This is a genomic window from Actinoplanes sp. CA-051413 (genome assembly GCF_050955795.1).
Classification (GTDB): domain Bacteria; phylum Actinomycetota; class Actinomycetes; order Mycobacteriales; family Micromonosporaceae; genus Actinoplanes.
The window spans coordinates 6,682,263-6,694,119 of record NZ_CP192100.1 but is presented as its reverse complement, the minus strand read 5'-3'; the positions used below and the strand labels follow the sequence as shown (position 1 = coordinate 6,694,119).

At 71.3% G+C, this 11,857-nt stretch carries 8 protein-coding genes; 6 read left to right on the top strand and 2 right to left on the bottom strand.

Annotation, left to right across the window (positions count from 1 at the left end):
• Positions 1 to 25: 25 nt before the first annotated feature.
• Positions 26 to 1,885, top strand: coding sequence for a propionyl-CoA synthetase (locus ACQP2Y_RS31525; protein ID WP_433718956.1), 1,860 nt, complete (start codon positions 26 to 28; stop codon positions 1,883 to 1,885).
• On the opposite strand, the gene ACQP2Y_RS31520 is transcribed toward ACQP2Y_RS31525, so the two are convergent.
• A complete protein-coding gene (locus ACQP2Y_RS31520; RefSeq protein WP_433718954.1) occupies positions 1,886 to 3,385 on the bottom strand; it encodes a class I SAM-dependent methyltransferase in 1,500 nt (499 codons plus the stop codon). It abuts the gene before it with no gap.
• A gap of 51 nt (positions 3,386 to 3,436) precedes the next feature.
• Here ACQP2Y_RS31520 and ACQP2Y_RS31515 point away from each other — a divergent pair, with 51 nt between their 5' ends.
• Positions 3,437 to 4,927, top strand: a complete 1,491-nt coding sequence (locus ACQP2Y_RS31515; RefSeq protein ID WP_433718953.1) for an NAD(P)/FAD-dependent oxidoreductase — start codon at positions 3,437 to 3,439, stop codon at positions 4,925 to 4,927.
• A 375-nt stretch (positions 4,928 to 5,302) separates the two neighbouring features.
• Here ACQP2Y_RS31515 and ACQP2Y_RS31510 read toward each other — a convergent pair whose 3' ends face one another.
• On the bottom strand, positions 5,303 to 7,099 hold the full coding sequence (locus ACQP2Y_RS31510; RefSeq protein WP_433718952.1) for an ABC transporter ATP-binding protein: 1,797 nt from the start codon (positions 7,097 to 7,099) through the stop codon (positions 5,303 to 5,305).
• An 83-nt stretch (positions 7,100 to 7,182) separates the two neighbouring features.
• Between ACQP2Y_RS31510 and ACQP2Y_RS31505 the strand changes: the two genes are divergently transcribed.
• The 4 genes from ACQP2Y_RS31505 (at position 7,183) to ACQP2Y_RS31490 (ending at position 11,671) form a co-directional block, all read left to right on the top strand.
• A complete protein-coding gene (locus ACQP2Y_RS31505) occupies positions 7,183 to 7,599 on the top strand; it encodes a MarR family winged helix-turn-helix transcriptional regulator (protein WP_433718949.1) in 417 nt (138 codons plus the stop codon).
• Between the two features lie 24 nt (positions 7,600 to 7,623).
• Positions 7,624 to 8,856: a styrene monooxygenase/indole monooxygenase family protein gene (locus ACQP2Y_RS31500; protein WP_433718946.1), complete on the top strand. Its 1,233-nt coding sequence runs from the start codon at positions 7,624 to 7,626 to the stop codon at positions 8,854 to 8,856.
• An 87-nt stretch (positions 8,857 to 8,943) separates the two neighbouring features.
• Positions 8,944 to 9,486, top strand: a complete 543-nt coding sequence (locus ACQP2Y_RS31495; protein ID WP_433718943.1) for a TetR/AcrR family transcriptional regulator — start codon at positions 8,944 to 8,946, stop codon at positions 9,484 to 9,486.
• A gap of 1 nt (position 9,487) precedes the next feature.
• Positions 9,488 to 11,671, top strand: a complete 2,184-nt coding sequence (locus ACQP2Y_RS31490; RefSeq protein ID WP_433718940.1) for an MMPL family transporter — start codon at positions 9,488 to 9,490, stop codon at positions 11,669 to 11,671.
• Positions 11,672 to 11,857 lie beyond the last annotated feature (186 nt).

The following is an 11,857-nucleotide window of genomic DNA, read 5'->3' as shown; positions in this document are numbered from 1 at the left end:
GCCTGCCGGTGGTCACCCTGGCTGCATGGGTGACTACCGGCAGGCGTACGAGCGCAGTCTCCACGACCCCGAGGGCTTCTGGCGCGACGCCGCCGAGGCCATCGACTGGGACAGCCCACCGGACCGGATCTTCGACTCCCGGTGGTTTCCCGACGCCCGGCTCAACACCTGCCACAACGCCCTGGACCGGCACGTGACCGGCGGGCGGGGCGAGCAGGCCGCCCTGATCCACGACAGCCCGGTGACCGGGACGCTGCGCACGTACACGTACCGGGAGCTGCGCGACGAGGTGGCGCTGTTCGCGGGCGCCCTGCGGCGGCTCGGCGTCGGCCCGGGCGACCGCGTGGTCGTCTACATGGCCATGGTCCCGGAGGCGGTCATCGCCATGCTGGCCTGCGCCCGTCTCGGGGCGGTCCACTCCGTCGTCTTCGGCGGCTTCGGCGCGCCCGAGCTCGCGGCGCGCATCGACGACGCCCGGCCGACGGTGATCGTGGCCAGTTCGTGCGGGGTCGAGGCCGCGCGCGTGCTCGCCTACAAGCCGTTGCTCGACCGCGCTCTGGGTCTGGCCGCACACGAGCCCGCGCACTGCGTCATCCTCCAGCGTCCGCAGCTGCTCGCCGACCTGGTGCCCGGCCGGGACCTGACCTGGGACGAGGCGCTGGCCGGGGCTGAGCCGGCGGAGTGCGTACCGGTGGCAGCGACCGATCCGCTCTACATCCTCTACACCTCCGGCACGACCGGCCGCCCGAAGGGCGTGGTCCGGGACAACGGCGGCCACGCGGTCGCCCTGCGCTGGTCGATGGAGGCGATCTTCGCGGCCGGCCCGGGCGACGTCTTCTGGGCCGCGTCCGACGTCGGCTGGGTCGTCGGCCACTCCTACATCGTGTACGCGCCCCTGCTCACCGGGGCCACCACCGTGCTGTACGAGGGCAAGCCGGTCGGCACCCCGGACGCGGGCGCGTTCTGGCGGGTGGTGGCCCAGCACCGGGTCAACGTCATGTTCACCGCCCCGACGGCGATCCGCGCGGTCAAGAAGGAGGACCCCGAGGGCAAGCTGCTCACCGGGCACGACCTGTCGAGCCTGCGGTTGCTGTTCCTGGCCGGTGAGCGGCTCGACCCGGAGACGTACACGTGGGCGGGGGAGCGGCTCGGCGTACCGGTGATCGACAACTGGTGGCAGACCGAGACCGGCTGGCCGATCGCCGCCAGCCCCCGCGGCCTGGAGACGCTGCCCACCAAACCGGGCTCGCCGTCGGTGCCGGTGCCCGGTTACCGCGTTCGCGTGGTCGACCCGGCCGGCGCGGACGTGCGCCCGGGCGAGGACGGCTCGATCGTCATCGGCCTGCCGCTGCCGCCGGGCTGCCTGCCGACCCTGTGGCAGGACGACGAACGCTACGTGCGCTCGTACCTGTCGGCGTTTCCCGGCGCCTACCTGACCGGCGACGGCGGCCGCTTCGACGCCGACGGCTACCTGTACGTGATGGGCCGCACCGACGACGTCATCAACGTGGCGGGCCACCGCCTCTCCACCGGCGCGATGGAAGAGGTGCTGGCGGCCCACCCGGCGGTCGCCGAATGCGCGGTGATCGGCGTCCACGACGCGCTCAAGGGCCAGCAGCCACGCGGCTTCGTGGTGCTGAAGTCCGGCGCCGACATCGACCCGGAGCAGCTGAGCGCCGAGCTGGTCGCGATGGTCCGCGACCGGATCGGCCCGGTGGCCGCGCTGCGCCGGGTGGACGTGGTCCCGGGCCTGCCCAAGACCCGCTCCGGCAAGATCCTGCGCCGCACGATGCGCGGCATCGCCGACGGCACCCCGGAACCGGTCCCCTCGACCATCGAGGACCCGGCGGTCCTCGACGCCCTCCGCCCGATCCTCACCGACTGATCACGTATTGAACGGCCGCCGGGCTACCAACAGGACATGGGTGACCGGCCAGTCCAATGGCGTGCCGTCGAGCGTGGCCAGCGACGCCGTGGGGGCAATCCGGTTGTCGATGATCCAGTCGTTGCGGGAGGTGCCCGAGGCCGGGTCCACTTCGAAGCCGACATCGGCCAGCAGCGATTTCCAGTCCGCGTACTCCAGGCCGCAGAACTGCTCGTGGGTCTCCGACAGCCAGTTGTCGGCGTAGTCCTTGCGGGTCAGGTAGTCCATCGCGGCGCCCAGGGTGAGCTCCACCGCATCGCCGGCCGGGCCGTACTCGAACGGGAACCGGAAGTCGACGGCGAACTGGTCCAGGCGGGCCCGGGTCGACAGGCCGCCCACGTACGCCGCGACCTCCTCAGGGGACAGCTCGGCCAGGTCCTCGCGGGCGGTCGCCGGGTTGGCGCCGTCGGTGGCGTCCAGGGCCAGGCGGACCCGACGGTCACGGCCGTCCGGGCCGCACACGTCGCTGTTGATCCAGACGCCGCCCGGCGCGGTGTGGTCGTAGATGGCCTGCGCGAACCGGCGCAGCGAGGTCCAGCGGTCCCCGTAGGACCAGATCTCGTGGGTCAGCGCGAACGTCAGCGTCGTGTCGATGGAACGTTCCGGGAAGATCGCGCCGCCCAGCACATTGCGGCGGTAGAAGAACACGTTGGCGTTGTCGAACACGCCCTGGGCCTTCTTGTGCATGCACTCCTCGTAGAGGTGCCGGGCGATCTCGACGCCGATCAGGTCGCTCTCGCGCAGCGCCGGCTCCCGGTCGGCCAGCTCCAGCACCGCGCCCGCGCCGCAGCCGATGTCGACGATCCGGCCCGGCCGTACGTGCCGATGGACCTGCTCCCACTTGCGGGCCGCGCTGTCGGCGAACGCCTCCACGTAGGTGCGGTAGTTGCGAGTCGCGGTCAGCCCGCCCTCCGCGCCCACCACCGGGTCGTTGACCACCGTGCGCACGCTGTCCACCAGCTGGTAGCGGTCGAAGACGTCGACGGTCGCCGGATGGGCCAGCTCGCGCCAGCTCTCGTCGCCGGCCGCCAGCCGCAGCAGCACGTCCCACGGGCGGGCTGGTTCCGGTGTGATCTCCGCCTCCACGCCGGCGATGGAGAAGCCCAGGGCGGTGTAGAGCGCCGCGACGGCCGGGGTGGAGCAGGCCACCAGGGTGTTGGCCGGGGTCAGCTCCAGGCCGGTCGCCACCGTGATGTTCTTCAGCGTCACCTCGGCGAAGCGCTCGGTCGGCGCGGTGTCGAAGACCGGCACCACCACCGAACGCAGCCCGGTCAGCACGCTGAACCGCTCGATGGCCGCCTCACGGCGGTGGTACGGCACCGGATTACGCTTCGTGTTCTCGTGGTTCGCTGACGTCACCGCCCAGACAATGGTCACATCCGGCCACCGCCGCAGGTACTCGGCCTGGAAGCGGGTAAGGACGTGATGGCGGCCCGGGAAGAGCACGAAGGTTGTTTCCACCTGGTCGTTGATACCGTACGGAGACGCCGACCACGAGCAGCGGAGACTGTGATGCCTCAACGATCTGATCGACGGCACCGGGTAGTGGTCGTCGGAGCCGGCTTCGGCGGGCTCTTCGCCACCAAGTCCCTGCGCAAGGCCGACGTCGACGTCACCCTCATCAACGGTACGGCGTACCACCTGTTCCAGCCGCTGCTGTACCAAGTGGCGACCGGCATCCTCTCCGAGGGCGAGATCGCCCCGCCGATCCGCGAGATCCTCCGCCGCCAGGACAACGTCGACGTGAAGCTCGGCTGGGTCAGCGACATCGACGTGGCCGCCAGGACGGTCGCGGTCGAGGCGCCCGGCATCGACTACACGGTCGAGTACGACACGCTGATCGTCGCCGCGGGCGCCTCGCAGTCGTACTTCGGCAACGACAAGTTCGCCGACCACGCGCCCGGCATGAAGAGCATCGACGACGCCCTCGAGCTGCGGGCCCGCATCTTCGGCGCGTTCGAGCTGGCCGACCTGCAGACCGACCCGGCCGAGATCGAACGCTGGATGACCTTCGTGGTCGTCGGCGCCGGCCCGACCGGGGTCGAGATGGCCGGGCAGATCGCCGAGCTGGCCCACCGCACCCTGCCGGGCCAGTACAAGCACATCGACCCCCGCAAGGCCCGGATCATCCTGATCGACGCCCTCGACGCGGTGCTGAACACCTTCGGCGACCACCTGTCCACCCGCGCGCTGCGCCAGCTGCACCTGCTCGGCGTGGAGGTGGAACTGGAGACCAAGGTGGTCGACGTGGACGCCACCGGCATCGAGGTGGACACCAAACGCGGCCACCAGCGCATCGAGTCGATGACCAAGATGTGGGCCGCCGGCGTGGCCGCCCCGCCTCTGGCCCGCAGGCTCGCCGAGCAGGCCGGCGCCGAGACCGACCGGGCCGGCCGGGTCAAGGTCAACCCGGACTGCACCCTGCCCGGCCACCCGGAGATCTTCGCCGTCGGTGACATGATCTCGCTGAACCAGCTGCCCGGCGTCGCCCAGGTGGCCATCCAGAGCGGCCGGTACGCGGCGGACCAGATCAAGCGCCGGCTGGCCGGCAAGGAGCCCGCGGGCCCGTTCAAGTACTTCGACAAGGGCAGCATGGCCACCATCTCCCGCTTCTCAGCGGTGGCCAGCGTGGGCAAGCTGCGCGTATCGGGCTTCCTCGGCTGGCTGATGTGGCTGGCGGTGCACCTGCTCTACCTGGTCGGCTTCAAGAACAGGGTCACGGCGGTGCTGCACTGGGCGGTGAGCTTCCTGGGCCGGGGTCGGTCCGAGCGGGTGGCGACGTTCCAGCAGGCGTACGCGCGCGCCGCGGTCCGCGAATACGGCGACCCGTTCGAACGCCGCAAGGCGGCAGCAGCCGAGGCGATGAGCCAGCCGGGCGACCCGGCCAGCCCGTCCGCCTCCGGCCCCGCCACCCCCGCCAGCTCGGCCACTTCGGCCACCTCCGGCTCTGGCTCGGCGGAGTCCGATGCCACCTCGGCATCAGCCGGCCCAGCAATCAGATAACCCACCGCTCCGGACCCGTGTGCCGGTCTGGACTCGTCCTGGTCCGGACCCCGAGCTGGTCCTCACCCGTCCCCGTCCCAACAGATCTTGGTAGCCGATGGCTGTCCTGGCAGCTGTCCTGGCAGCCACCAATTACCAAGATCGGAAGGACGGTAGCGGGGCGAGGGCGAGCGATAGCGGAGCGTGGCGAGGGCGGAAGCAGGGCGAGGGAGGGCCGGGCGAGGGTGGAGCCGGAGCCGGAGCCGGAGCCGGAGCCGGAGCCGAAGCAGGGCGGGCGGTAGCGGGGCGGGGCCGGGCGCAAGCGTGGCGAGGGTGACGGCGCAGCGAGGGCGGGCGACAGCGGGGGAGTAGCGGGGCGAGGGGGAGTGGAGCGGGTCAGGCGGCGAGGGTGGCGTAGCGGCCGCCGACCGAGACCAGGCTGTCGTGGTCGCCGGATTCCAGGACCCGCCCGTGGTCGACAACCACGATCTGGTCCGCATCACGCACAGTCGACAACCGGTGCGCGATCGTCACAGTGGTCCGGCCGCGAGCCAACTCGTCAAAGGCCCGCTGCACAGCCCGCTCAGTAGAGGTGTCCAACGCACTCGTAGCCTCATCCAGCACCAAAATCCGAGGATCACGCAGCAACGTCCGCGCGATCGCGATCCGCTGCTTCTCACCACCGGAGAAGCGATGCCCGCGCGACCCAACAACGGTCTCGTACCCGTCAGGCAGCCCAGCGATCAGCTCGTGGATCTGCGCCGCCCGGGCGGCCTGCTCGATCTGCGCGTCAGTCGCGTCAGGCCGCGCGTACCGCAGATTTTCCCGCACGGTCGTGTGCAGCAGATACGTCTCCTGACTCACCACGCCGACCACCGAAGCCAGATCGGCCAGCCGCAGGTCCCGCAGGTCAATGCCGTCGATCGTGATCCGGCCGGCAGCCGGGTCGTAGAGCCGCGCGATCAGCGCGGCGAGCGTGCTCTTCCCAGAACCGGTCTCACCGACCAGGGCCAGCGAGGTGCCGGCCGGCACGTCGAGCGAGACCCCGGCGACCGCGGCGGTCTCACTGCCCGGGTACGCGAACGTCACGTCCTCGAAGCGCAGGTGACCCCGCACCGTGCGGGGCAGCTCGACCGGCTCGGCCGGGTCGTCCACCTCGACCGGCAGGTCCAGATACTCGAAGATGCGGGCGAACAGAGCCAGCGAGCTGGTCAGCGAAACCCCGACGCCGAGCAGGCCCATCAGCGGCCGGAACAGCCCGGCCTGCAGGGTGGTGAAGGCGACCAGGGTGCCGATGCTGAGCGTGCCCGCCGTGAGCGGCAGCCCGGCGCTGAGGTAGATGACCGCGGGGATGGCGGCGAAGATGATGCTCATCGCGGCCATCCGCCAGCGTCCGGCCAGTTCGGAGCGCAGCTCCAGGTCGATGAGCCGGGTGGAGGAGGCGGTGAAGCGTTCGACCAGCGCCGCGCCGGTGCCCATGGTTTTGCTCAGCTGCACGCCGCTGATCGACAGGCCCTCCTCGACGGTGACGTTGAGGTCGGCCAGTTCGCGCTGGCGTTGCGCGGTGATCTCCTTGCGCATCTTCGCGACCCGGCGGGTCAGGTAGATCGCCGGCGGCAGGACCACCAGGGAGACCAGGGAGAGCTGCCAGGACAGGGCGGCCATGGCGACCGCGGTGGCGACGGCGGTGGTGAGGTTGGAAGCGATGGAGGTCGCGGTGGAGGTGACCACCGACTGCATGCCGCCGATGTCGTTGGTGATGCGGGACTGCACCTCGCCGGTGCGGGTCCGGGTGAAGAACGCCACGGACTGGCGGTGCAGGTGGGTGAAGACGTCCACCCGGAGCCGGTGCATGACCTGCTGACCGACGGTGGTGGAGATCCAGGTCTGGATGACGCCGAGCGCGGAGGTGACGGCGGCGACGGCGACCATGCCGGCGACGAGCCAGGCCAGCAGCGGGAGGTCCTGCTGCGGCAGTGCGCGGTCGATGACCTCGCGCAGCAGGAAGGGGGAGGCCATGGCGATCACGGACGAGGCCACGATGATCGCGGTGACGATGGTGAGCTGCAGCCGGTGGGCGCTGAAGAGCCGGCCGATGCGGCGCAGGGAGACCTCGCGGGCCTGCTTCTTCTCGGCGGCGGTGACGGTGGTGGTGCGGCCGCGGCGGCCGCTTTCGACTGGGGTGGCTTCCAAGAGCAACAACCTTCTTCCGGTACGGGTTTAGTGAGGTTACCTCACCATGAGGGAACAACCGCAACCGCTGGTACGGTATTCCCGTGGATCCCGCCGCCGACGAGAACCTCTCCGAGCTGTTCTGGTCCGTCGCGCGCACCCTGCGCCACCTCAACAAGGAGGCGCTGGAGCCGCTGAACGTCTCTCCGTCGCACGGCCGGGCCCTGGCCGTGCTGATGCGGCACGGCCCGATGCGCCCGGGCGCCCTCGCCGAGCATCTGCGCATCGCCCCGCGCTCGGCCACTGAGGTCGTCGACGATCTGCAGGGGCGTGGCCTGGTCGAGCGCACCCCGGACCCAGCCGACCGGCGGGCGACCGTGCTGCACCTGACGGCGGCGGGCAGCGCGGCCGGCGACGCCATCCGGGCCGCCCGGCAGGCCGCCGCCGAGCGCTTCTTCGCCGGTCTCAACGAGGCCGACCGCGCCGATCTCACCCGGATCCTGCGCCAACTGCGCGAATAATCCCGTTTGTGTAGAGTCCCGGGCATGCGCAAGGTTCTCGTCGTCGGTGCCGGGCAGTCCGGCCTTCAGCTCGCGCTGGGCCTGCGCGCCGACGGTCACGACGTCACGCTGATCTCCGCCCGCACGCCGCAGGACATCCGTGGCGGGCGCCCGATGAGCACGCAGGGCATGTTCCACGACGCGCTCGAGACCGAGCGGGCCCTCGGCCTCGACCTCTGGGGTGAGCAGGCCCCGGCCTTCGAGGGCTTCCGGATCACCCTGTCCGCCCCGGCCGGCGAGCAGGCGCTGGCGTTCAACGCCCGGCTCAGCCACCCCGGCCGCAGCGTCGACCAGCGCCTCAAGATGGCCGCCTGGCTGGAGCTGGCCGAGCAGCGCGGCGTGACGGTGGAATACCGCGCGGTCGAGGCGGGGGAGCTGGCAGCGCTCGCCGCGCGTCACGACCTGACCGTCGTCGCAGCCGGCCGGGGCGACCTGGTGTCCATCTTCGACCGCGACCCGCGGCGCTCGATCCACGACGCGCCGCAGCGGGGGCTCGCCGTCGCGTACGTGCACGGTCTCGAGCCCGACCCGGACTTCCCGGCACCGCACATCGGCTTCCACGCCGTGCCCGGGCTGGGCGAGCTGTTCGTCATTCCCGCGCTGACCCTGACCGGCCCCTGCGACATCCTGTTCTGGGAGGCCGTGCCCGGCGGCCCGCTCGACCGGTGGACGGGTCCCGCCCCGATGGACCCCGCCGAGCATCTGGCCCTGACGCTCGAGCTGGCCGGCCGGTACGTCCCCTGGGTCGCCGAGCGCGCCCGCCACGTCGAGCTCACCGACGCCCGGGCCACCCTGCACGGCCGGTACGCACCGGTCGTGCGCGAGCCGGTCGCCCGGCTGGGCGGCGGGACGGCGGTGCTCGGCATGGCCGATGTGGTGCTGGCCAACGACCCGATCACCGGCCAGGGCGCCAACACCGCGGCGAAGTGCGCCACCGCCTACCTGGCCGCGATCCGTGACCGCGGCGACCAGCCGTTCGACGAGCAGTGGATGCGCGACACGGCCGAGGCGTTCTGGTCCTCGACCGCCCGCGCGGTCACCGACTGGACCAACGCGATGCTCCAGCCGTTGCCGCCGCACGTGCAACGCATACTCGGCGCGGCAGCGGGCAACCCCACCGTGGCCTCCAGGTTCGCCGACGCCTTCTCGGATCCGACCGACCTGGACCGCTGGTTCATGACGCCCGACGCCGCTGAGCGCTACCTCGCCTCGGTGTAGCGCAGCGAGGTGTAGCGCAGCGTAATCTCGATCACTTCCTGACCGATCGGCCAGCTTCTGACCGATCGGTCAGGCATGCTGGTCGGCATGGCCCGTACCCGGACACGCGACGAGATCCTCACCGTCGCCGCGGAGCTGTTCTACCGCGCCGGCTTCAAGGGCACGTCCCTGCAGGACATCGCCGCGGAAGTGGGCTGTTCCAAGGCGACGCTGCTCTACCACTTCGACAGCAAGGAAGCGATCCTCGCCGCGCTGCTCGCCCCGGCCGCCCGCGAGCTGGCCGAGCTCGACGAGCAGCTCGCCGGGCTGCAGGGCGAGGCGGCCCGCGCCGCGGCGATCGACGGTTTCGTGGATCTGGTGCTGCGCTACCGGCGCGAGGCCGGCCTGATCTACCACGGCTCGCTCGAGGTGCTGCTCACGCCGGCCTTCGCCGGTGTGCAGCCGATGATCGAAAACCTGTGCTCCGCCTTCGCCGCCCGCTCCACCGATCTGGAGGAGAAGGTCGCCGCGGAGGTGCTGCTGGCCGGCATCTGCTCGGTGGCGATCGACCGGCCCGACGACGTGACCCTGCGCTCCGCCCTGATCGCCGTGGCGAAGCGTGCCCTGCTCACCCCTCGATCCAAGGACTGACATGGCAACCCTGTTGTACCGGCTGGGCCGGGCCTCGTTCCGGCGCCGCAAGCTCGTGGTCGTGCTGTGGCTGGTGCTGCTCGCCGCGCTGGGCGGGGCCGCACTGGCCTTCAAGGGCACCTCGTCGAGCGACTTCACCATGCCCGGCACCGAGTCGCAGCGCGCGATCGACGCCCTGCAGCGGGAGTTCCCCGAGGCCAGCGGGGCCACCGGCACCATCGTGGTGGCCGCGCCGGCCGGCGGCACCCTGGCCGACCCCGCCCTCAAGCCGGCGGTCGAGGGCCTGGTCAAGGAGGCGTCGGCGCTGCCCGGCGTGCTCGGTGCCGTGGACCCCTTCGCCGCCAAGGCCCTGTCGCAGGACGGCCGGTACGGCCTCGTCCAGGTGCAGTTCGCCACCCGCGCCGACGAGGTGACCGAGCAGCAGCGCGCCGCGTACGAGAACAGCGGTGCCGCCGCCGAGACCGCCGGGCTGCGGGTCGAGCACGGTGGTGAGGTGATGAACTCCGAGCCCGAGGTCGGCGGCACCGAGAGCATCGGCGTCATCATCGCCCTGGTGGTCCTGGTGATCACCTTCGGCTCGCTGGTCGCCGCAGGTATGACGATGCTCAACGCGCTGATCGGCGTCGGTGCGGGCATGGCCGGGTTGTTCGCGCTGAGCAGCGTCGTCACGCTGACCAGCACCGCGCCCGTGCTCGCCCTGATGCTCGGCCTGGCCGTCGGCATCGACTACTCGCTGTTCATCACGTCCCGGCACCGGCAGAACCTCGTCGACGGCCTCACCCCGCAGGAGGCGGCCGCCCGCGCGGTGGGCACCGCCGGTTCCGCCGTCGTGTTCGCCGGCATCACCGTGGTCATCGCGCTGGCTGGTCTCGCGGTCGTGGACATCCCGTTCCTGACGGTCATGGGCCTGGCCGCCGCGGGCACCGTCGCCGTCGCCGTACTGGTCGCCATCACGCTGCTGCCCGCCCTGCTGGGCTTCGCCGGCGAGCGGGTGCTGCCGCGCAAGCTGCGGGCCGCGGGCTCGCACGCGGCGTCGCACGCCGAGCCCAAGGAGGGCTTCGGCTTCCGCTGGGCCCGGCTGGTCACCCGGCTGCGCATCCCGGTGCTCCTCGTCGGGGTGCTCGGCCTGGGCGCCCTGGCCCTGCCGGCCGCGGACATGCGGGTGGCCCTGCCCGGTGCCGGCGCCGGCCCGGTCGGCACGCCCGGCCGCGACGCCGCCGACCTGATCACCGAGGGCTTCGGCCCCGGCTTCAACGGCCGGTTGGCCCTGGTCGTATCCAGCGACTCGCCGGAGCAGACCACCGCGGCCGTGCAGCAGGCCACCCAGCTGTTGCAGGGCACGCCGAACCTGCTGGCCGTGACCCCGCCCAACCTCAGCCAGGACAAGCGGACCGCGCTGCTCGGCGTGCTGCCGCAGACCGGCCCGACCGACGAGGCCACCGAGGAGCTGGTGCACGACGTCCGCGACCGGGTGGCCGGGATCGCGAACGCGGACGTGTCGCTGACCGGGCAGACCGCCGTGGGCATCGACGTGTCCGAGAAGCTCTCCGCCGCCATGCCGGTCTATCTGCTGCTCGTCGTCGGCCTGTCGGTGCTGCTGCTGATGCTGGTGTTCCGGTCCATCCTGGTGCCGCTCAAGGCGGCGCTCGGCTTCCTGCTCACCGTGGGCGCCACCTTCGGCGTCACGGTGCTGGTGTTCCAGGAGGGACACCTGAGCGGTCTGGTCGGCCTGGACAGCCCGGGACCGCTGATCAGCTTCCTGCCCACCCTGCTGATCGGCATCCTGTTCGGCCTCGCGATGGACTACGAGGTGTTCCTGGTGTCGCGGATGCGCGAGGACTTCGTGCACGGCGCCGGCGCGCAGGAGGCGACCATCAGCGGCATGGGGCACGGCGCCCGGGTGGTCACCGCCGCCGCGCTGATCATGACGTCCGTCTTCGCGGGCTTCATCCTGCTGGACGACCCGGTGATCAAGTCGATGGGCTTCGCGCTGGCCATCGGCGTGGCGATCGACGCCTTCGTGGTCCGGATGACGATCGTGCCGGCCGTGATCTCGCTGCTCGGCCGGGCCGCCTGGTGGCTGCCGCGCTGGCTGGACCGGCTGCTGCCCAACGTCGACATCGAGGGTGAGCGGTTGCGCGAGGAGCTGGCGAGCGAGCCGGAGCGGGAGCCGGTCACCGTCTGAACCGTTTAAGCAGGTAAGAGGGCCGGGGCGTGCATCGCACGCTCCGGCTCTTTATTGCCGGATTGTTACCTGTCCGGTGATCTAGAAACTTGCGAATCATCTTCTGCTCTGAATAGGTTGCCCTCGGCAACAAAACCATGTGAAAGCCAGATCCCTCCCGGAGGCATCCATGACGTTGGCGAGGTG

Excerpts from the sequence above, each read along its gene's own strand:
- ACQP2Y_RS31490 (WP_433718940.1), top strand. The coding sequence starts at position 9,488 with ATGGCAACCCTGTTGTACCGGCTGGGCCGGGCCTCGTTCCGGCGCCGC.
- ACQP2Y_RS31515 (WP_433718953.1), top strand. The coding sequence starts at position 3,437 with ATGCCTCAACGATCTGATCGACGGCACCGGGTAGTGGTCGTCGGAGCC.
- ACQP2Y_RS31500 (WP_433718946.1), top strand. The coding sequence starts at position 7,624 with ATGCGCAAGGTTCTCGTCGTCGGTGCCGGGCAGTCCGGCCTTCAGCTC.
- ACQP2Y_RS31495 (WP_433718943.1), top strand. The coding sequence starts at position 8,944 with ATGGCCCGTACCCGGACACGCGACGAGATCCTCACCGTCGCCGCGGAG.
- ACQP2Y_RS31525 (WP_433718956.1), top strand. The coding sequence starts at position 26 with ATGGGTGACTACCGGCAGGCGTACGAGCGCAGTCTCCACGACCCCGAG.